The following is a 23,136-nucleotide window of genomic DNA, read 5'->3' as shown; positions in this document are numbered from 1 at the left end:
AACTGAAATCTCATCTGCCTTTAGAGGCTCTGGTAAAGCCGACGACACAAACAAGTTCAGCCCACGCTTTTGACGTAGGCATTAAAACTCTATTCGTGTGCCGTCGATTTGAAATTTACCAGATTTCTAAAGGCAAGAATAAGCTAACGCTTCTATAATTTTTTAGCCAAAAATTTTGGCCAGCACAAATCTATAAAATTCTATTGATTATAAATTATTAAGGATTTCATTGTCAAAAAAAATGCACCCTATTAGGATGCATATAATTATTTTTAAAAATTAATTCCGCCAACAGGTTAAGATATAAAAATTTAAAGCGCCTATATTTAAAAAATTCATTAACGAAAAACGGGGCTACCATATCTGGTGCCCCGCTGAAATTGCTTTCCCTTTAGATTAAAAACCTAAAGTCTTCATTATTATATTTGGTTGTGGTTCTCTTGATTATATCCTCCATCACACATTAAGATTTTCAGGATCGTAGGATTTTAATATCAGTGAGTTGAAATGCAGCGTTCATCATTTTCCATCTCACATCTTATATCATCCTTTCTACTCTACTGCTGCCCTAAACATTAAAGCACCAACGGTTAAGTTTGTACGCGTATCAACCAAAATGGCTGAACCATTTGCCCGGTTATCATCGTATAAATCGAAGGCCAAAGCATCAGCGGTTTTAATAATCACACGGCCAATATCGTTCAATTTAAATTCTTCGGCAGCATGTTTTTCAAGTGTATTAATATCAACCTTGTGCAGAATTTCACTGATTTTACAGCGGGTGATTTTACTGTTGTGCTGAATATTGTACATAATAGAAGTATCTAATACGCGGCCATCCATCCAACAAAGGTCTGCTTCAATCAGCTTCGATTCTTGTGGCAATGCCGAAGCATTTACAATGGTATCACCACGGCTAATATCAACATCATCTTTTAAGTGGATAATAACCGACTGGCCAGCGTGCGCTGCATCAAGCGTTTGATCAAAAAATTCAATTTTCTCCACCGTAGAACTCGCGCCACTAGGCAATACTGTAACTTTATCATTTAAATTAAAAGTACCACTTAGTACCCTACCGGCATAACCGCGGTAATCATGCAACTCTGCTGTTTGTGGACGCACAACCCACTGCACAGGCATGCGGGCCAATTGCGATTTATCCAGGTTATCGGTATCAACTTTCTCTAAGAAATGTAACAAACTCTCTCCTTCGTACCAATCCATATGTTCAGAAGTCTGCACAATATTATCGCCTTTTAAAGCACTTACCGGAATATAAGTAACGTCTGCGAGTTTAAGCTGTTGGGCCAAAGTCTTATATTTCTCTATGATTGCGCTATAAACCGTTTCGCTATAATCAACCATATCCATTTTGTTGATACAAACCACTACATGTTTAATACCCAATAAAGAAACGATATACGAGTGACGGATGGTTTGTTCTACCACGCCGTTACGGGCATCGATTAAGATAATGGCCAGGTTGGCTGTAGAAGCACCTGTAACCATATTTCTTGTATATTGAATATGACCAGGGGTATCGGCAATAATAAATTTGCGTTTTTTGGTCTGAAAGTATTTATAAGCTACATCAATGGTGATGCCTTGCTCACGCTCTGCCCTTAAACCATCGGTTAGGATAGCTAAATCTATTGATCCGTCATCATTTTTGCGGTTGGAGCTTTGTAAAGCTTCTAATTGATCGGCTAAAATAGAATCTGTATCGTATAACAAACGCCCGATTAAGGTACTCTTACCATCATCTACACTGCCTGCTGTGAAAAATTTTAATATGTTCATTTTTTTTGATATGAGATAATAGATATGAGATATTAGACAGATGCAAGGTTCTCAAATCTTACATCCCAATGCTCAAATCGCTCTTAAAATTTTAATATGTTTATTTTTTTTGACTCGAGATAATAGATTTGAGATGTTAGACGGTTGCAAAGTTCTCACATCTCAATACTCAAATCTCTCTTAAAAATATCCTCCTTTTTTTCTGTCTTCCATTGCGGCTTCAGAAACTTTATCATCCAAACGGGCACCACGTTCTGAAATTTTAGAAGCGCTGATTTCAGAAATAATATCATCAATCAAAGTTGCATCAGATTCTACAGCAGCAGTACAAGACATATCGCCTACCGTACGGAAACGCACCTGTTTGCGCTCTACCACATCTTCATTATCCATATTTAAAAATGGAGAAGCTGCCATAAGTTGTCCGTTTCTGGTGATACAATCGCGTTCGTGCGAGAAATAAATACTTGGTAAATCTATTTTCTCTCTGCGGATATAATTCCAAACATCAAGTTCCGTCCAGTTACTGATCGGGAATACGCGGATATTTTCACCTTTGTGGATCTTACCGTTATAGATGTTCCAAAGTTCAGGGCGCTGACGTTTTGGATCCCACTGACCAAATTCATCACGAACAGAGAAAATACGTTCTTTTGCCCTTGCTTTTTCCTCATCTCTACGCGCACCGCCAATACAGGCATCAAACTGGTATTTTGCAATGGTATCGAGCAGGGTTACCGTCTGTAAAGCATTTCTACTGGCATTTTTACCAGTTTGCTCCACTACTTTACCCTGATCAATAGATTCTTGCACAGAACCTATGATTAATTTTTCACCAATTCTTTCTACCATTTGATCACGGTAAGTGATGGTTTCTTCAAAATTATGGCCTGTATCAATATGTACTAAAGGAAAAGGGAATTTCCCCGGACGGAAAGCTTTTTCTGCCAAACGAACTAAAGTAATCGAATCCTTTCCACCCGAAAACAACAAGGCTGGTTTTTCAAACTGACCTGCTACTTCACGTAAAATGTGAATGGCCTCGGCCTCTAGTTCATCTAAATAATCAAAATTATATGTACTCATTATAAAATGTTGTCTTTGTTGTTGTTGTTGTATTTCCATTATCGTCATTGCGAGGAGGCTTTTCAGCCGACGCGGCAATCTATTTTGCTTCTTGTAATGACATTTATTTTTAATCTATTTCTCAAAAAGATTGCTTTACCGATAAATCGGCATAGGCTGGCTCACACTTATCCGGCCTCGCATCCGATAGCTATCGGATGATGATTTGTACGCATCAAGAAGCTGTGTGCAATCCGCATTCTTTTTTGCTCTGGTCTTCCCACCACCATCTTCCGGCCCTAAAATCTTCGCCTGGCTGTACTGCTCTTGTACACGGGGCGCAACCAATGCTTGGGAAACCTTTATCGTGCAGTGTATTGTAAACAATGTTGTTTTCTTTAATGTATGCTTTCACATCATCTAAAGTCCATTCGAAAATAGGATGGAATTTAACCAATTGGTTTCCTTCGTCCCATTCTAAATCGTGCATATCTTCACGGTTGGCACTTTGATCAGCCCTGATTCCTGTTACCCAGATTTCATTACCCTTTAATGCTCTTTTTAAAGGTTCGATTTTACGGATGTAACAACATTCTTTTCTATTCTCTACCGATTCGTAAAAGCTGCTCGGGCCTTTGGTATTCACCATATCCTGCAACAATTCATTTTGAGGATAATAGGCGTGAATGGGTTTGTTATAAATTTCTAAGGTGCGGTTCCAAACGTAATAGGTTTCTGGAAACAAGCGTCCAGTTTCTAATGTAAAAACCTTGATCGGAATATTGTTGGAAAAAATTAAATGCGTAATCGCTTGATCCTCCCAACCAAAGCTGGTCGAGAATATAATGCGGTCGGCGTATTTATCTGCCAAAAATTTCAGTTTATCAATTGTACTTAAACCTGCCAGTTCTGCTTTTATCTCCTCTAGGTTCTTCATCACTAAATTAATTTTAAAATAAACATAATTACACTGCGCAAACTAACAATCATCACAATAATCCCCACGGCAACCATAATGGTTTTTGCCGAAATTTTGTTCGATACTTTTGCTGCGATTGGTGATGCGATTGCACTACCAATAATCAAGCCTAAAACAGCTTCCCAGTGTTTGCCACCTAACATGGTAAAAAATGTTAGTGAACTTAATGTGGCAATAAAAAAACGGCTGATTTTTACTGTTCCTAACGAAAACAATGGGTGCCTGCCGCCTGCAATTAAGCTCGATAATACAATCGAACCCCAGCCACCACCAAATGCAGCATCGATAAAACCGCCAACAAAGCCCAATAAGCCAATTTTTTTAATTTTTTGATCGGCTTTTTTCCTTTTAACGTTAAAGGCTTTCATTAAAATAATTCCACCTAAAAACAAGGTATAGACCGCCACGATAGGCTTAACATAAGCACTATAATGTTCTAATGAAGAAAGAATATAGGCGCCTAAAACTGCACCGATTATTGCTGGAAGAATTAAAATTTTGAATAACTTCCAGTTTACGTTACCCATACGGTAATGCATCCACCCCGCAATTCCATTACTCATTACCTCAGAAATGTGGATCGCCATACTTGCTGATGCCGGAGGCAAACCCATGGCTAGCGAGAATGATGCGGTGGTAACACCATACGACATTCCGATTGCACCATCAATTAGTGCGAATAAAAACCCTGCACCTAAAAACCAATAGAATAATGGATCAATATTGATCAAAAACGCTTGAAATTCTGGCTCGGTATTCCACAAAGAAAAACCAATCGCACCGATCAGTAAAACCGACGCTACCCAGATTAGCCACTTAATATTCCGCTCAGCAAAGCTTTTTTTAGGGTTAATTAAACTTTGTGTAACCTTATTTAGTTTTTTAACCTTTGCAGAAAAATCGCCGTTTAAAGTTTGACGCAAGGCACTCATATTCTGCAAAGTTTCATCCAACTCGGCTGGCAAACCTTCGTTTAAAATCTGCTTTAAACGTTTGGCTATGGTTGGCGATTTTCCATTTGTAGAAATCGCAATTTTTAAATCACCTTTTTGAACGATTGACCCCAGATAGAAATCGCACAGTTCTGGCTTATCAGCCACATTAATCAACAAGCCATGCTCGTGCGTAACCTTCCTGATCTCTTCATTTAAAATATTGTTATTGGTTGCGGCAAAAACGATATCAATATCGTTCAGATCATCTACATCAAAACTTTTTTGCTTAACTTTTATGAGCGGATAATTTGCGATAAGCGTATAAATTTCTGGCGATACGATCTCTGCAACTATGGTAATGGTAGCGCTATGGCTATTATTTACAATTGCTGTTAACTTCTCGAGCCCAATATTTCCTGCACCAATTAATAATGTACGCAGCTTGTTCAGCTTTACAAAAACCGGAAAAAGCTGGTTACCTTTTTCTTCTTCCGAAAAAGAATCTGCATTATTAGGTTGGTTAGGCAATACTTGCATATTGTTTAATTAATTTCTTAAATGATGGATGTAATGATACAACTTCTCCAAAAATTAATAAAGCAGGCGCTTTAATATTTTCTTGTTGCACCAAACCTTCTATGGTTTCAACCACACCTACTACTAATCTTTCATCTTCTGCCGATCCGTTCTGAACCACTGCAGTTGGTAAATGATGTTTGCCTGCGGCTTTAAAAATTTCAACAATTTTCGGTAATTTTTTAAGTCCCATGAGTACCACAACAGTTGCATTAGATTGTGCTGCCTGGTAAATATCTGCCGAAACTTCTCCAGAAGTTGTTGTTCCGGTGATTACCCAAAAACTTTCGCTCATGCCACGGTGTGTAACCGGAATCTGTTGTAAACCCGGAACCCCGATAGAACTCGAAATACCCGGGATAACACTTACCGGAATGCTGTAAGATGCCGCATAATCCAATTCTTCGTAACCTCTGCCAAAAACAAACGGATCGCCACCTTTTAAACGCACTACGTGTCCGTAATTTAAAGCATAATCAATCATTAATTTATTGATGGTATCCTGAGGGTAAGAATGCTCACCTGAACGTTTTCCTACATAAACTTTAATAGCTTCTGCTGGGGCATGCTCCAATAAAGCTTCATTGGTTAAGGCATCGTACAAAACCACATCAGCAGTTTGCAATGCTTTTACACCTTTTAGCGTTAATAAATCAGGATCTCCAGGACCAGCGCCTAAAAGTGTAATTCTTGATTCTATATTTTGATTAACCATGTTTCTTTTTAATTATTGAATTTTGAATGACTGGATGAAGAGTTGTTTGGCGCATGGCGTTTAGCGTCTGCAGTTCTCAAATCTCATATCTATAGTCTCAAATCTCATTTCGCTAATACAGCCCTTTTTTCCTTAATCTGATTTAAAAATTGATTTGCTTCTTCAAAATATTTCTGAGCAAACTCGGCTGTTGGTTCGTTTTTGTTAATCTGTAAAACCAGGTCAGAGAAATTGGTAGATAAATTAAATTCTCCTGTTTCTACATAGTGGTTATCAAATTCGCGGATCACACCTACCTGTGTGCTGCTGTTTACGCCTTTATCTAACAATAAAGATTTTGCAGCACTTACAAAAGTGCTGTAAGTATGATAAATGGCATCGGCATAAGCACCTTTATCTAGGTTTTGCTTTGCCCAACCAAATTTTTCATCAGCTTCTAACAATAAAGTAGCAACTAAATCGATCACTACACCAGCACACTCGCCTACACCAATTGCAGTCACAAACTCTTCTACGTGTCCCCAATCTACAAATTCTTCTGTTTTAAGATTGGTTAAATCAGCCAATGGTTTTAATAATTGATAAAAATGGTCTTTACCTTTTCTATCATAATATTGGTGAAAGTTCTCATCCTCCAGGTTATTGGCTTTAAAATCATTTAAAATAAAATGTAAAACACTTGTTGCCCTTTTAGAAGGTACTTTAATTACACGTTCTGCTACTCTACCTACACCGTTACCTACGGTACCACCGCCCAACATCACCTGAACGGCCGGGACAACTTTTCCTTCAGCTTTTACCGAACTTCCATGGAAACCAATCTCAGCCAAGCCGTGCTGACCGCAAGAGTTCATACATCCACTGATTTTGATCTTGATGTTTTTCTCGTAAATAAACTCAGGGAAATCGGTATAAATCACCTCTTCCAAAACTTCGGCCAGGGTCATTGAGTTGGAAATACCCAAATTACAGGTATCGGTACCAGGACAAGTGGTAATATCAGCCAAACTATCAAAGCCAGCTGTGGTAAAACCAATTTTATTTAAAGCCGAATATAATGAAGGCAATGCTTCCTTACGTACAAACTTTAACAGCAATCCCTGGTTTTGGGTAATCCTGATTTCATCGGCCACATATAACCTGATGGCATCAACAAATGCCCTTGCTTTATCTGTTTTTATATCCCCTACCTGAACTTTTACATAAACACCGTAAAACCCAGCTTGTTTCTGCTCAATTACGTTAGTGGCTAACCAGTGTTTGTAATGGGCTTCGTTTAATATTTCTACCGCAGGATATTCTTGTTCTAAAGGCAAAGTCGGCTGAGGTACTGTATTGATATCTATTTTAAAGGTTTTTACCTTGTTGGCAATACGCTCTTCGGCAACCAAACGCAAAACTTCTTCTAAGCCTAATTTCTGAACTAAATATTTTAAACGCGCTTTATTTCGGTTGGTGCGTTCGCCATAACGGTCGAATACGCGAAGAACAGATTCTGTAAACGGAATTAACTGATCTTCAGGTAAAAATTCGTGAACGGCATTGGCCAGAAAAGGCTGTGCACCTAAACCGCCTGCAAATAAAACTTTAAATCCACGTTCGCCATTTTCATTAATTTTAGGAATAAAACCTAAATCGTGAATGTAGCTAAAGGCCGTATCTCTATCGCTGGAAGAAAAGGAAATTTTAATCTTTCTTCCCATTTCCTGACAGATTGGGTTACGCAAAAAGTACGCAAATACTGCCTGTGCATAAGGCGAAACATCAAATGGCTCTTCAGCGTCGATTCCAGAGTTTGGAGAAGCCGTTACGTTACGCACGGTATTTCCACAAGCTTCGCGAAGCGTAATATCGTCCTGCTCCAATTTAGCCCAAAGCTCGGGAGTACGGTCTAAACTCACATAGTGAATCTGAATATCCTGACGGGTGGTTAAGTGTAAATTTCCACTTCCGTACTCGTCAGCAATATCGGCTATACGCAATAACTGCTTAAAAGTTACCTTACCAAAAGGCAATTTAATGCGCACCATTTGTACACCGGGCTGTCTTTGTCCGTAAACGCCGCGGGCTAAGCGGAGGCTCCTAAACTTTTCGTCGTGGATGGTTCCATCTCTAAAAGCTTTAATCTTATTCTCTAAATCGATGATGTCCTGCTCGACGATCGGATTTTCGAGTTCTGTTCTGAAACTTTGCATATGTGTTGTTAGCTTTATTCAAAAAATGCTTCCCTGTTACCGAGAAGCATTCAATATTTTATACATAAAATTATCTGTAGGCTCCTATTACTGCGTTTTACAACAACACATTATTAGCTTAGCGATTAACTTGTTAGGTATAAAATTGAAGTTCATACGCCAAATATATAAAGTATATAGGAATAGTCGTAATTTATTTTGAAAAATTTTACGATATTTTGTTAAACCTCACTGGTTTTCGAAACCTGTGAGGTTTGTAATAGAAATAAGTATAGTTGAAAACTGCCAACCGAAAACTGAAAAATTGCAAACTGAAAATTGCCAACTGATTTGGGCGTTCCCCTAATCCCGATGAATCGGGAAAGGGTCATACTTCGCAGGGCTGCGCTGCGCTCCGGTACCGATGAAGACCTGTGAAACAAGCAAGCATACCATAATTAAATAAAAACAGATGCTTAATCGGCACTGAACCCTTACAATCCCTAACGCGGAATTGCAAAAAGTAACCAGACTTCCGAAGTTGCCTACACTCTGCTCCTTTGAAACTTCGGAAGTCTTTGCCGATTAAACCTGATATAGCGGAAAGCCCACAGTGAAGCATGAGCGAGGACTTGCAGCGGTAGCAGGACTATTGTAACCGAAATGCACTGGACCCTGCTTTTCAAAAATAATATCTACCATCTAACTCAATTGAGCGCATCTAATTATTACCGTTAACTTAGTGCTACTGGTTTAGATAACTGGTTTTTATGCATAAAGGATGCTGAAACAAGTTCAGCATTACGGATTGAGCCTCGCGAAAATGAATATTATAAATTAACGATACCGATTTTCAGGTTATCCTCTCGCCCGATTACGTCAGCAATGCTGGTTTCGGTTAAAACCTTAAGCGTAGCATCTCTAACATCGATAAAGGCACTTCTTATTCCGCAGGTTTTCTCATCTACACACTCATCACATTTGTGGTAGAAATTTAAACTGGCACAGGGAACCATAGCAATGGGACCATCGGTTACACGCATTACATGTACCAATAAAATCTCTTCAGGTTTTTTGTTCAAGCTATAGCCACCACCAGCACCCTTTTTACTGTATAAAAAGCCGGCATTACGCAGATCGAGCAGAATTTGTTCTAAGAATTTTTTCGGGATATGCTCCTCCTCTGCAATCTTCGAAATTTGCATTGGTGGTTTATCTAAATTTTTACCAAGCGCAACAAGCGCTTTAATGGCATATTTTGTTTTTTTGGACAGCATATTCGCACAAAGCTAATAAAAGAAAGTAAATTATAAAATATGCAACAGGAAGTTGATTTTAATTCAACATACTATCATATTCATAAATATAACGCATAATAACGATAATCGCTTTAATCAAACGAGCGTAAAAATAATCAGTAACCGTAACAGTAAGTATTTATCAGCGTTTAAATTCTATTTTTACCACACATTCTGATCACAGATTTTTAACAATGAAAAGAAAACTCAATCTATTGCCGCTCATCATCGTTGCAATCATATTTTTTGCCCTCAATGCCTATGTTTTATCTGGCCTGGGCACCATCAATCAATCTACCTGGCTTAGTCCTATTTTCTGGGTCTTTATTGTAGGGCTAACTTTCTCTCTGCTATATGCTATTCAGCAAATGCGCATCCAGGGCATGAACCGGTTTTTCCAGATTATCAGCCATGCCTTTTTGATCATCTTTGTTGCAGAAATAGTCTTCGCATTTTTTCTACTTCTTGGCGATGTTTATAGGCTACTATTAGCTTTGGCGACTAATTTTCAGCCAGAAGGTTTTCACATTTTAGGCCGCAGCAATTACTGGGTAGATTTTGCCTTTGTAATGTTCTGTTTAACCATTGCCCTATTTGCGTACGGCATTACCCAAGGAAAATATGCTTACCGCGTAATTAAACATACTTTGTATTTTGATGATCTGCCTGTCAGTTTTGACGGTTTTACCTTAACCCAGATTTCTGATGTGCATGCCGGAAGTTTTACCAACCCTAAAGCGGTACAAAAAGGTATTGATATGATCAATGCGCAAAAAAGCGACCTATTTGTTTTTACCGGCGACCTAGTAAATAATGCTTCATCGGAAATTGCGCCCTACATTGGGCATTTTTCGCAGATTAAAGCCCCTTTCGGCCAATTTTCGGTTCTGGGCAATCACGATTACGGCGATTACATCAAATGGCCTACTGAAGTCGATAAAATCCAGAATTTAAACCAGTTAAAAGCCTACCATAAAGATCTTGGTTTTAAACTTTTGTTGGATGAACATCTAGAGTTGCATAAAAACGGAGAGAAAATTATATTGGCCGGAATAGAAAACTGGGGTGTTGGTTTTGGAGAGCGTGGCGATTTGAACAAAGCACTTCAAAATACATCGGTTAACGATTTCAAGATCCTTTTATCGCACGATCCCTCACATTGGGATGCACAGGTAAAAAATTATCCTTCAAAAATCCAACTTTCATTGGCTGGACATACACACGGCATGCAGTTTGGCATCGAAGCTTTTGGCATTAAATGGAGTCCGGTAAAATACCGTTATAAACATTGGGCGGGTATTAAAACCGAAAACGGGAGATATTTGAATGTAAACAGAGGCTTCGGTTTCCTGGGTTTTTCAGGCCGGATTGGTATCTGGCCGGAGATTACGGTAATTGAGTTGAAACGGAAATAAACAACAAATGCCTCCAATGAGGCATTTGTTGTTTATGCGATCGTCATCCCCGCGCAGGCGGGAATCTTAATGCAATCAACAAGTCTGGCTATAGCATTACGATTCCCAACCCGATAGCTATCGGGTTGGGAATGACGAGCCGTTTAGTAATTAAGTGTATAAGTCAAGTTATACGTACGGCCACGGCCTGCATAATAAAATGTTTCTGGCTTGGCCAAAGCCTGATACAACAATACCGAACGTTGGCTCCAGATGGTTTGGTAATTTTTGTTCAACAGGTTTTGTACCCCGAATGATAGGCTTCCAGTAAATACTTTTACTGAACCCAAGAGGTCAACAGTCGTATATCCTTTTAATTCTCTGCCAGTTCCAATATCATCTTTCGAATCGAATGAATGGAAAACCTGTGCTTTTAATCCGAATACTTTACCATTATAACCAAGATAGCCTGCAATTTTTGATGGACTGGCCACAGTTAAATCCTGTAAAGCCCAAGTACCATCGGTATTCTGTTTCTGTGTTTTGATATACAAACCGTTTGCTCCTGCCTCGAAACCATTTTTCAGGTTTAAAGATAATGAACCTTCAACACCGATATTTCTTACTTTTTCATCAAAAACTTCAATATTGAAAGTGCTATTGGTTTTCACGTTTTTATCAGATAAAGCGTAAAAACCCGCTACCTGTGCATTAAATACACCTGTGCGGTAGCGGTAACCCGCTTCGTACTGTTCTGTTTTAATACCTGTTAGAGGCGAACTGCCAACATTAATCGAATTACCCAAGTTCCAGTTGGTACCAGCTAAAGTGTAAGTTCCCTGTCCGTAATATTTAGCCGGATCGGCTAAGTTAAATCCCTGAGAGAAATTAAACCAAGCTTGCTGAGGTGCACTGATTTTAAATACCAAACCAGCATTTAATAAATTTACATCATAGTGGTTTTCGCCACCAGCAATGGCTGTAGCTGTTCTGCCAACACCATAAGCCAAAGGAACAGCTGCAGCAGTACCCACAAAATCGCCAACTTTAACAAACATGCGTTGTTGACGCACACCTCCAGATAAAGTTAAAAAATCGGCTACCTTAACCTGTGCCTGTAAAAACCCTGATAAACCGTTCACCCTAAAGTTAGGATAGCGGGCAATGGTAGCTATTGTAGTGTTGTTTAAACCGCCTGAAGTAAAGGCTTTTGTTCTGTCGAATAAGGCTTGCTGCGCATTAAAGTTCTCGTTATCGGCATCAATACCATAAGTAAGATTCAACCTGCTCCAATCTTTGTTCAATACCAGTTTTAAAGCACTGTAATTCGTATTTTGGATGGATGAACTACTGTAAAGTCTTTGCGGTATTGCCGCTTGCCCTGGGAATGGGTGAAAGCTGAACTGCTCGTTTCTGGCAGCAGCCTGTACATACAATGTTTGTCCGCCTAAAATATCACTGGCCTGGTAATTGGCATTGATATTGGCCCTGCTTGTTTTTGGGTCAACATCTGATGCATAACCGTTTCTCATTTCTAAAAGTGAAGGATTTGACAATAAGCCAGCATAATTTGTACCTAAAAACAGATCTTTATCTCCACGATAACCTGAATTATAATACTGCGCATTCACCGATAATTTTTGATATTCGGTTAATTTAAATTCTGTACTTCCGAAAAAATCGAATGATTGGTTATACTGAAGATCTGTTTGTGTGATATCAGTAAAAATCTGTTTCCCATCAGCCCCATACGCAGCATTGTTTTTTTGGAAAGCCATACCGATACGTCCGTTCCAATCTTTGCTACCACCAGAAATAGCCTGTGCTACACGTACATCGTGATCACTTTTTTCTTTTAAACCACTGCGTACACCAACCTGCGTAGTGAAACTTGGCTGGCTATCCTGTCCTTTTTTGGTAATAATATTGATGATACCACCTGTTGCTCCACCGCCATAAACTGCACTTGCGCCTGATAAAACCTCAATACGCTCGATGTTGAAAGGATCTATCGATTCGAACTGACGGCTTACCCCACGTGTACTGTTTAACGATACCCCATCAATCATCACTAATGCATCCCTACCGCGTTGGTTTTGGCCGTAATTGGTACGTCCCTCGGGGCCAGCATCCAAACTCGGGATCAATTGAGCCAAGGTTTGTTTAAAAGGTATACCTGCCCTGGCCTGTTCCTGGATTTTAGCGCCATCTACTACCCAAACTGTACCGGGTATCTCGCTGATTTTAGTCGGTTTACGGGATGAAACCACAACAACCTCTTGCATATTGGCCTTAGGGCTTAGGTTAATGGTTAAATTAACGGTCTGGTTTTTGGCCAAACTCACTTTTTGAATCACGGTGGTATAGCCCACATAACTTACCTGTAATTTGTAAGCACCCTCTGTTAGCTTCAGTTCAAAGCTACCATCAGCCCCTGTTGTAGCTGATGCAGTTTTGCCATCAACTTTAATATTTGCCCCAGCAAGTGGAGCGGTTTCTCCGATTACCTTTCCGGTAACTGTTTGTGCTTTACCTGTAAAGATAAATCCACAGATCAGGATTGCAATTAAGTATAGATTTTTCATTTACTATTATTTTTTTTGCGCAAAGCAATCATTTATTTAGATTAAATCCAAATAAAATAAATTAAATATTTATTGACAATTATCCTAAAACGTTTAAGAAACCGTACACAATAGACTTATTAACAACATGTTAAAAACATTTTAAATATTATTTTTAATCAATCTAAATAAAAATATACCTTAGCGGTTAGAATTATTGATAAAAACAGCTCGCTTTAGAACGCTCACCTAACCACATTATAAATGAAAAATATCAGCTTAAAAGACTTGATATTTTATTGCCTTTAAACCTTAACCTTTTGAAAAATTGAAAAACTAATGTTTACGTCAGACCTAGAAAAACATGAATTAATCGATTTCCTCACGGAAAGTCCGACGAAGGAAATCTTTCACCACGATAATGAAGAAGAGTACCTGCATGCTGTAGGTAAAGTTACCCAGGCGGTAAAAAAATTCTTGAACAACAACCAGCAGCCTTTTAGCGGCGTATCCCCTACCCATCTAAAACCGTTGTTCGATGCGATTGAATTTGAAAAAACGCATGATAACTACGATGCCTTGCTTAAAGAAGTGGAACAGCTTTATACCAGCCATGCAGTTGCCTTTCACCACCCTGCTTATATCGCCCATTTAAACTGTCCGATTGTGATTCCTGCCGTAGCTGCCGAGGTGATGATTTCGGCCATCAATTCATCGATTGATACCTGGGACCAAAGTGCAGGCGGCACGCTGATCGAACAAAAACTGATCGAATGGACCTGCGACCAGGTAGGTTACAGCAAAAAAGCCGACGGTATTTTTACGAGCGGTGGTACGCAGAGCAATTTAATGGGGCTTTTACTGGCCCGCGATCATTATTCAATTACGGCACTAAACCACAACATCAAAGTAAACGGTTTGCCACCCGAAGCCTCCTGTTTCAGGATTTTTGTTTCTGAAAAAGCACATTTTAGTATCCAAAAAAATGCTTCCCTTTTAGGTTTAGGAGAAAAATCGGTGATCAAGATCAAAACCGATCGCAGTTTTAGAATGAATACCGTTTTATTGGAAGACGCCATAAAAAGGGAAATTGCCCAAGGTCATATTCCCATCGCCATTGTAGGCACAGCAGGTACAACAGATTTTGGAAATGTTGATCCACTAAAGGAGCTTGCCTTTATCAGCAAAAAATACAATACCTGGTTCCACATCGATGCAGCATATGGCTGTGGTTTACTGCTAACCGATAAATACCGGAGTCTGTTAAACGGGATCGAACTGGCCCATTCGGTTACGGTTGATTACCATAAATCTTTTTTCCAACCGGTGAGCAGCAGTGGTTTCCTGGTGCGCGATAAAAACTATTTCAACCTGATTACGCACCATGCCGATTATTTAAATCCTAAAGATCATGACGAGGATGGCTTACCCAATCAGGTGAACAAATCGATCCAAACAACCCGACGGTTTGATGCTTTAAAACTCTGGTTTACGCTCAGAATGATGGGCAGGAACAAATTAGGAGGTTATTTTGATACCATTATCGAAACCGCAGCCAAAATTGCCGATCTGTTGCATTTCGATAGTGATTTTGAACTGATGAACGAATCAGATATCAGTGCGCTGGTTTTCCGTTACCGTCCAAAAAACCTGCGCTTAGATGTTTGTGCCATGAACCAATACATCAAAAAAGCCATGTTTAACGAAGGAAAGGCTTTAGTTGCAGGCACCAAGATCAATCAACAATTCTATCTCAAATTTACCCTACTTAACCCGCTTACTACCATCAGCGATATTGAAAACATTATTAAAATCATTAAAAAACATGGAAACGAATACGTTAGACTCAACCAAGCTTCAGCAGATTTCAGAAGAAACTAACTTTAATGCACTCCTAAACAGTTATTGTAGAGAATTTAACAACTGGAGTCGCTACGTAGGCATCCCTAAATACGACGAGTCTTTAGCAAACTATTTGGTTACCACTACCGATCGCCTGCATATCCGGTTCGATTTTACCGCTATTGGTTTCGAAGTATATGCGCCATTAAAATTTTATGCCGATAGTGGCAGGCATGTATTTAACTTTCCAATAATCGAACGTAATATTGCTACTGATGCCATTAGTCCGATCAGTATTTACAGGTTTATGGAATTGGCCATACAGTTTAGCGCTGAAGAGTTCCCAAATGTCGACGCCAATCTGGTAAAACAACGTTTGACCAACAGCGTTGAAAACCTTGAAGCCTTCCTATCTTTCTTTAAACAGAATGGCAGACCTGCAAATTTTGCTAAAATGAGCTTCATCGAAGCAGAACAATCATTATTTTTAGGGCACAATGCGCATCCCCTACCTAAAGGCAGATCGGGTTTTAACAGTAAAGAAGAACTTTTTAAATACTCACCAGAAACTCAAGGTAGTTTTCAGCTTGCCTATTTTTTGATCTCGGCAGATAATATTGTTGAGAAAAATGCAGAAGGTTTTGATATGACCGATCTTTTCAGAATTGAGCTTTTAGATAGTGGAAATGCTGAAACCATAGCATTGTTGGATCAACATCCTAACCATAAAGTGGTGCCTATGCACCCGTGGGAGGCCGAATATCTGCTTAGCCAAACTACGGTAAAAGCCATGCAGAAAGAAAGCCTACTGTTCTTTTTGGGCCATTTTGGAGAATTTTACACACCAACATCTTCGGTAAGAACGGTTTACAATGCATCGAGCGATTGGATGCTTAAATTTTCATTGCATGTAAAAATAACCAACTCACAAAGGGTTAACCTGGTTAGGGAACTTTACCGCGGCTATGATGTAAGTAAACTTTTAAAAACAGCATTCGGCAAAGCAGCCAAAGCCGAATATCCAGAGATTGAATTTATTACCGATCCTGCATTTATCACGGTAAACTATAAAGGCGAAACCATTGATGGCTTTAATATCAGCATTAGGCATAATCCTTTTAAAGGCGATGGTACTGAAAAAAATGTAACCTTATTGGCTGCACTTTGCCAGGATGGTTTACTCGGCCAAAAACCACGCATTGTAAATCTGATTGAAGAAGCAGCGATCAGCAAAAACAAAACGGTTTCGCATACCGCTGTAAACTGGTTTAAACAATACCTACACCTTTGCGTAGCTCCAATTGTTGGCCTTTACAATAATTTTGGAATGGCCTTTGAGTTCCATCAGCAAAATGTGATGGTAGAGCTTGATAAAGATTATTATCCTGCCAAATTTTATTTCAGGGATAACCAGGGTTATTTCTTTAGTGATGCCAAAGCTGAAGCACTTAAAGAAGCTTATCCGGGCATTGCTGCAGAAAGTGGATCGATTGTACCTAACGAATACATTATTCCTAAACTCACTTACTACCTTCTCATCAATAACATATTAGGTGTGGTAAATGCCATCGCGAGCAACAACCTAGCCGATGAGAAGATCTTGATTGATCTCGTTTACCTGGAATTTAAACAATTCGAGAACAGCGATACCACAGGTTTGGTAGATTACATTATTAACCGCCGCAGTTGGGAAGTTAAAGGCAACCTGTTGACTAATCTTTGCAATATTGATGAAGCCAGTGCTCCTATTAATAATCCGGCAATTTACCGTGAATTTCCAAATCCATTATCTAAATATTTCTTCTCCGAAAACCTGATCAAACCAGAAAGCAAAGCGGTGCTGTACAGCAGGTTTTTCCCTAAAGAAAATGTGACGATTAATATCCGTCCGTTTGATATCGACCGTGACCTTGAAATGGTTCACGATTGGTTTAACCAGGAACATGCTAAACCGATCTGGAAAATGGATGGTCCTATTAAAGGTCTGGAGCTGTTTTACAGGACTTTATTACCCAACGATTCATCACACAGTTTTATTGGTGAAATAAATGGCGAACCTACCTTTACCATTGAACCTTATTGGCCCATGCGCGATGGTGTAGGTGCCTGCTACGAGGCTTTAACTAGTGATTATGGCGCACATTTGCTGATCGCGCCAACAGATAAAGACAAAAAATTCAGTTTCGAAACCGGTCAGGCTTTGATGGATTTCATTTTTGAACAGCCCGAAGTAGGTAAATGTATCGGCGAGGCAGCTGTTGAAAGCCGTGCGATGCACATTTTTGTAACCAGACTGGGCTTCAAATTGGAGAAAGTAATCCAAATGCCTTATAAAATGGCCAACCTTACCTTTTGTCACCGCCAATGGTACTGGGAAAAATTCCCTGAGGCAAAGGCCTACGCTATGGCTAAATCATCAGAATTTGAAACGGAGGAAATTTAAATGCAGAATCAAAAAATATACGACATTGTAGGGATCGGCATAGGTCCGTTCAATCTGGGTTTAGCTGCACTATGTGCCCCCATCAGTAGCTTATCAACTTTATTTTTAGATCAGGCGAACGAATTTAACTGGCATCCTGGTATGATGCTGAGCGATGCTACTTTGCAGGTTCCGTTTATGGCAGACTTGGTTACCATGGCCGATCCAACCAGCGCTTACAGCTTTTTAAACTACCTTAAACAGACAGATCGCCTATATAAATTCTACATCAGAGAAGATTTTTTTGTGCTGCGTAAAGAGTACAATGCTTATTGTAAATGGGCGATTAATCATCTGCAAAACTGCCTGTTTGGACAGAAAGTAACCAGCATAAATTATATCGACAACATTTATCAGGTAGAAAAAGTTGATCAGGTAACCGGAGCCAAAGAAATCATTTTTACTAAAAAAATCGTGCTCGGAACAGGCACCACACCTAAAGTACCCAACTTTATCACCCCTGCTGTGCATAAAAACACTATACACTCTTCAGCGTATTTAAAGTTCAAATCAACGCTGTTAAAGCAAAAAACCGTAACCATTATTGGCTCAGGTCAAAGTGCTGCCGAAATTTTCTACGATCTTTTGCCCGAAACTGAAAATGGGTTAAAACTGAAATGGTTTACACGGCCAGACCGCTTTTTCCCGATGGAGTATTCGAAATTAACATTGGAGCTGACCTCGCCAGAATATGTAGACCATTTTTACAATCTGAGCGATGCTAAACGCAAACAACTGTTAGGCAAACAAAACTCGTTGTTTAAAGGCATAAATTTCGAATTGATTAACCAGATTTTCGACAAACTGTACGAATTGAGTGTTGATGGAGAAAAAGTCAATGCAGAATTGATGCCCAATTGCCAGTTGAATAACCTAACCGTAAATAGTGATGGAAAATATCAGCTCGATTTTCACCATACTGAAAGCGAGAAAGATTTTGTCGTTGAAACAGATTTTGTTGTATTGGCAACCGGTTACAAATATAACGAGCCAGGTTTCTTATCGGAAATTAACGACCGCATCACACGCAATGCCGACGGACTTTTTCAGGTACACCGCAACTACGCCATCGATGTAAACGGAAACGAAATCTTTGTTCAAAATGCCGAATTGCATACCCACGGTTTTGTAACACCCGATCTGGGCATGGGTGCTTATCGCAATGCATCCATTATCAATGCCATTTTGGGTTTCGAAATCTACAAGGTTGAAAAACGGATTGCCTTTCAGCAGTTTAGCATAGTTGACGAAGTACAGGAAAATGAATTATCTAACGCAGTGCTGCAATTATCTGAAGATTAAATTAATTCAAGTCTGTCACGTTGAGCTTGTCGAAACGCTTATAAAGCATTTAATCTGGTCCTTCGACAGGCTCAGGATGACAGCTCTATACTTACAATCCCCCTGATAATAAACAAAAAAGTTAAACACCATGAATTACAACAATTTCAATCATATAAAACCTTTAAAAAAAGAAGTTTGGGATAAGGTAAACCTAAACTATATCGCCAAATCAATCGTAGAACTGATGCACGAAAAATTAGCGGAGCCCACGTTAATAAATACAGACGAACAAGGTACCTCTTATTTCCGCCTCGCTACCGATTCTGATGATATCTATTATACTTTTTCAGGTCAGCAGCGTGCTTTAGATTACCTGCATATCGATAAACAAAGCATTAAAAAATTTGTAAACGGTGAAAGTGTAGCCATTAATAATGCGCCTGCATTTTATACCGAACTACAGCAAACTTTCGACATTAAGCCATTTACTTTGGCACATTTTGTTGAAGAAACATTAAATACGCTATACGCCGATGCTTATATTCATGAAAAAGGTAGATTAACAGCTGATGAATTGGCTAATTCGGATTACCAAACCATCGAACACCAGATGGATGGGCATCCCTGGGCAACCATTAACAAGGGCCGCATAGGTTTTAACCACAGCGATCAAGGCAAATATGCGCCAGAAGCTGCTCAAAAAACCCAACTGGCTTGGCTAGCAGTACATAAAACAAGAGCAGCATTTAAAAGCATCGAAAGCATTTCTCCATTTTCCTTTTATAATGAAGAATTGAGTTTAAAACAGGTTCACGATTTTAACCAGGTATTGATCCAACAGCAGCTGAAACCTGAAGATTATTTCTTCATTCCTGTTCACGAATGGCAATGGAACAATAAAATCGTATTACAGCTTGCGCACGATATTGCCCATAATTTAATCGTACCTGTTGGTTTAGGAAATGATGAATACATGTGCCAAAACAGCATCCGTACTTTCTTTAACGTAAGCGAGCCTAAAAAGCATTATGTAAAAACAGCCATTTCGATCTTAAATACCTCAATTTTTAGGGGATTATCTCCGAAAAAACTGGCTATTGCACCAAAAGTAACCCAGTGGGCAAAAGACATGCTTCAGGGTGATGAGTACTTAAAACAGACCCGCGTGGTGCTTTTGGGCGAAGTGGCTACAGTAGCCTATACACATCCACAATACAGTGAGATTCCGGGTTCACCATATCAATATCAGGAATTTTTAGGAGCAATCTGGCGTGAAAGTGCTGAAAATTACCTTTTAGAAGGCGAAAACATCATGACTATGGCGAGCTTGCTTTATGTAGATGACAATGGCAAAAGTATGGTACAGGCTTTGATCGAAAAATCGGGATTGGATGCTGAAACCTGGTTAAACGCTTATTTATCTGCTTACTTAAAACCGGTATTGAGGATTTTTTACAAACATGCCTTTTTCTTTAGTCCGCATGGCGAAAACACCATCTTGGTAATGAAAAATGGCATACCAGAACGCATTATCATTAAAGATTTTGTGGAAGAAATTGTATTAACAGAAGAATCAAAAGCGAAATTACCAAATGATCTGGTAGATGTTTTAAGGGAGATTAATGATGAGTTGGCTCCTTTATTTATCCTCTCAGGGATATTTGATGCCGTTTTCAGATACCTCGGCAATATTTTTCACAGTTATGTTGGATTGGATGAAAAGCAATTCTGGCGCCAGGTGGCAGATGTAATTCTAGAATTTCAAAAAGAAAACCCAGAGCTTGCTCCTAAATTCGAGAAATTTGACCTGTTTGTACCCGAATTTATCAGGGTGTGTATTAACCGTGTAAGGTTGCTAACCCATGGTTATAGCGAAAGCACCGATGTTCCGGTTCCGGAATTGATTGGAACGTTGATTAATCCAGCGGCAGAAGCGCTGAAGGAAGATGTAATGGTGTAGTTTTTAAAATAATATCAATTAAGGATCGTCATTTCGAGCGGAGTGCAACGCAGTCGAGAAATCTAAAAGATAGATCTCTCCATTCCGCTGCGCTTCAGTCGAGATGACGATCTTTCTATGAGATTATATCTTCGTCGTTCCTCCTAGCAATGACGAATTTATTTTAAACTATAAAAATAGTTTATATCAATAAAATCATTATCTTGCTTTATAATTACTATAAAGATGAGAATACTATTATTGATCTTTTTATCAGCACTTTTATTTGAAACCCCAACGATTGAAAAAGATCGCGATCGCTGGAAGCCTTACTACACCGATACTGCTCCTGCAAAAATAGCCGATAATTGGTTCCTTCCTTTTGATGTGGCCAACCGTAAAAAAATTAACAACATTAAAATCATTAGCATTTTTGGCGATCACCGGGATAGTTATGTTAAAGGACATATCCATACGGCTATTGATATTAACCCTGCGCAACCTAAGGCAAAACTGGTTAATGTTTATGCCATGGCCAATGGAATAGTTTGTTCGGTACATTTGGGCGACAACCAGCGTACGGTTGTGGTAAAACATAAATTACCAAGCGGTTTAACGATGTTTACTACTTACAAACACTTAAAAGAAGTTTATGTAAGTAATGGTCAAAATGTAGATCAGAATACTAAATTAGCGAGATTATTTACCCCGCAGGAAAGTAAAAAATACGGTGGCGATTATCATCATCTTCATTTAGAAATCCGGAAAAAATTTGATGATTATGGCTGCGCAAGCTGGTTAACTTTTAATAATACACAACTAAATGAACGGTTTTATAACCCTCAGGCATTTATAAAAGATTATATCAAATAACTGTAAAATTAAAAAAGGGCATTTCCGAATACACTGAGGAACTGTTTAAATTTTATTAAAAACAAGATCGTCATTCTGAACTTGCTTCAGAATCTGTTTAGAAAGGAGGCTGTATCATAAATTGTAATTCACTTCGAATTTGTCACGTTGAGCCTCCCGATGAAAATCGGGACAAGTAGTCGAAACGCATGTAAGAAATTTAAAATGGGTCCTTCGACAAGCTCTCCGCAGGAGTCCTTTGGACAGGATGACAATTCTATATTTATGATACACACTCGAGGGAGTAAATTATTTAGATAAAATTAATAAGTAAATTTAGGTTTCCCGTTATCGCAGATTACCCCTTTTGGCTGTATGACCAATGCACAATCGGAAAATACACCGTATTTTTTATTATAATCGGCTTGTAGTTTGGTAAATTGATCAACCTTTTTCAGGAAACTGCTTTCATCTATTTTTACGGAGTAAGCAATATAGCTAGTGGCACCACCGCAAGCTTTAGAACCTATTGCTGTAAATTTCCATTCTCCCGCATTTTCGCAGGTAAACTGCTGTGCGGTTTTTTCAATGTCTTTATAAAGCATTTCTAATTCTGCCTGATCGACATTTTGCATAGGTTCGTTCCGATCAGTGCAAGCCCACATCAAACTCATGATCAATGCAATTGAAGTTAAAATAAATAGCGTCCGTTTCATTGTTTGTTTAATTTAACCTAAAACGGGTGTTGAGATAAAAACGCTACATCCTTTAAGAACTAAGAGGCTTGTTGGCAACATGCTTAACAAACCTCATAGGTCAGGAAAATTTAATCTTTAAACGAGACCTATAAGGTTTCTTGGCAATATGCTTATCAAACCTCATAGGTCAGGAAAATTTAAAACTTAATCTTTAACGTGCAATTTTCTCTGGTTCCATCATTGGTCAGTTCATCAGGAAGGGTAATTCTTAAACCTTTAGTATTCTGTTTCCATTTTATGGTAAACACTTCATCCTCCATAAACAACTCTTTCACTTTTAAAATGGCAGTTGATAGCGATTTAATGATAAGTTCTCCATGATTAAATTCTAAAAGCTCGATATTGATTTCATCTGCTTCGCCAGAATAAAAAATAATCGGGTTAACCTCATAAATACGGAGTTGATTGCCGCTTTGCTCGCTTGTGTTTAAAGCAATTTTTCTACTTACAGCCATTACAATTTGATTTGAGTTATT

General features: G+C 38.9%; 16 protein-coding genes. 6 read left to right on the top strand and 10 right to left on the bottom strand.

The features are described from left to right. Window positions 1–552 precede the first annotated feature (552 nt). From EZ456_RS19930 to EZ456_RS19900, 7 genes are all read right to left on the bottom strand, one after another. Window positions 553–1,803, bottom strand: a complete 1,251-nt coding sequence (locus EZ456_RS19930) for a sulfate adenylyltransferase subunit 1 (RefSeq protein ID WP_131533192.1) — start codon at window positions 1,801–1,803, stop codon at window positions 553–555. Between the two features lie 180 nt (window positions 1,804–1,983). Continuing rightward, window positions 1,984–2,928: a sulfate adenylyltransferase subunit CysD gene (cysD, locus tag EZ456_RS19925; protein ID WP_131533190.1), complete on the bottom strand. Its 945-nt coding sequence runs from the start codon at window positions 2,926–2,928 to the stop codon at window positions 1,984–1,986. A 175-nt stretch (window positions 2,929–3,103) separates the two neighbouring features. Continuing rightward, complete coding sequence (locus EZ456_RS19920; protein WP_131533188.1) at window positions 3,104–3,805, bottom strand: phosphoadenylyl-sulfate reductase; 702 nt, start codon at window positions 3,803–3,805, stop codon at window positions 3,104–3,106. 2 nt (window positions 3,806–3,807) lie between these two features. Next, complete coding sequence (locus tag EZ456_RS19915; protein ID WP_131533186.1) at window positions 3,808–5,319, bottom strand: TSUP family transporter; 1,512 nt, start codon at window positions 5,317–5,319, stop codon at window positions 3,808–3,810. Further along, complete coding sequence (gene cobA, locus EZ456_RS19910; protein ID WP_131533184.1) at window positions 5,303–6,073, bottom strand: uroporphyrinogen-III C-methyltransferase; 771 nt, start codon at window positions 6,071–6,073, stop codon at window positions 5,303–5,305. Before cobA ends, EZ456_RS19915 begins: the two co-directional genes overlap by 17 nt. Window positions 6,074–6,177: 104 nt before the next feature. Further along, entirely contained in the window at window positions 6,178–8,268 is a 2,091-nt protein-coding gene (locus EZ456_RS19905) for a HEPN domain-containing protein (RefSeq protein WP_131533182.1), read from the bottom strand. Window positions 8,269–9,077: 809 nt separating this feature from the next. After that, window positions 9,078–9,524, bottom strand: coding sequence for an RrF2 family transcriptional regulator (locus EZ456_RS19900; RefSeq protein WP_029275042.1), 447 nt, complete (start codon window positions 9,522–9,524; stop codon window positions 9,078–9,080). A gap of 215 nt (window positions 9,525–9,739) precedes the next feature. Here EZ456_RS19900 and EZ456_RS19895 point away from each other — a divergent pair, with 215 nt between their 5' ends. Further along, window positions 9,740–10,960, top strand: a complete 1,221-nt coding sequence (locus EZ456_RS19895; RefSeq protein ID WP_131533180.1) for a metallophosphoesterase — start codon at window positions 9,740–9,742, stop codon at window positions 10,958–10,960. A 143-nt stretch (window positions 10,961–11,103) separates the two neighbouring features. Here EZ456_RS19895 and EZ456_RS19890 read toward each other — a convergent pair whose 3' ends face one another. Further along, on the bottom strand, window positions 11,104–13,524 hold the full coding sequence (locus EZ456_RS19890; RefSeq protein ID WP_131533178.1) for a TonB-dependent receptor: 2,421 nt from the start codon (window positions 13,522–13,524) through the stop codon (window positions 11,104–11,106). 318 nt (window positions 13,525–13,842) lie between these two features. Between EZ456_RS19890 and EZ456_RS19885 the strand changes: the two genes are divergently transcribed. From EZ456_RS19885 to EZ456_RS19865, 5 genes are all read left to right on the top strand, one after another. Next, window positions 13,843–15,384 (top strand): pyridoxal phosphate-dependent decarboxylase family protein, encoded by a 1,542-nt coding sequence (locus EZ456_RS19885; RefSeq protein WP_131533176.1) that lies wholly within the window; start codon window positions 13,843–13,845, stop codon window positions 15,382–15,384. Next, window positions 15,329–17,788 (top strand): GNAT family N-acetyltransferase, encoded by a 2,460-nt coding sequence (locus EZ456_RS19880; RefSeq protein ID WP_131533174.1) that lies wholly within the window; start codon window positions 15,329–15,331, stop codon window positions 17,786–17,788. The genes EZ456_RS19885 and EZ456_RS19880 overlap by 56 nt, the downstream gene beginning before the upstream one ends. Further along, the gene (locus EZ456_RS19875; RefSeq protein WP_131533172.1) at window positions 17,789–19,129 is read left to right on the top strand and encodes a lysine N(6)-hydroxylase/L-ornithine N(5)-oxygenase family protein; all 1,341 of its coding nucleotides are present in this window, start codon (window positions 17,789–17,791) and stop codon (window positions 19,127–19,129) included. It begins immediately after the preceding gene. 130 nt (window positions 19,130–19,259) lie between these two features. Beyond that, the gene (locus EZ456_RS19870) at window positions 19,260–21,071 is read left to right on the top strand and encodes an IucA/IucC family protein (protein WP_131533170.1); all 1,812 of its coding nucleotides are present in this window, start codon (window positions 19,260–19,262) and stop codon (window positions 21,069–21,071) included. 225 nt (window positions 21,072–21,296) lie between these two features. Beyond that, on the top strand, window positions 21,297–21,923 hold the full coding sequence (locus EZ456_RS19865; protein WP_131533168.1) for a M23 family metallopeptidase: 627 nt from the start codon (window positions 21,297–21,299) through the stop codon (window positions 21,921–21,923). Window positions 21,924–22,225: 302 nt separating this feature from the next. Here the strand turns inward: EZ456_RS19865 and EZ456_RS19860 are convergent, their stop codons facing one another. Further along, window positions 22,226–22,618, bottom strand: coding sequence for a hypothetical protein (locus tag EZ456_RS19860; RefSeq protein WP_131533166.1), 393 nt, complete (start codon window positions 22,616–22,618; stop codon window positions 22,226–22,228). Between the two features lie 179 nt (window positions 22,619–22,797). Further along, entirely contained in the window at window positions 22,798–23,115 is a 318-nt protein-coding gene (locus tag EZ456_RS19855; protein ID WP_131533164.1) for a hypothetical protein, read from the bottom strand. Window positions 23,116–23,136 lie beyond the last annotated feature (21 nt).

Source organism: Pedobacter psychrodurus (genome assembly GCF_004331735.1).
Lineage (GTDB): Bacteria > Bacteroidota > Bacteroidia > Sphingobacteriales > Sphingobacteriaceae > Pedobacter > Pedobacter psychrodurus.
This window is presented reverse-complemented; position numbering and strand designations above follow the sequence as displayed.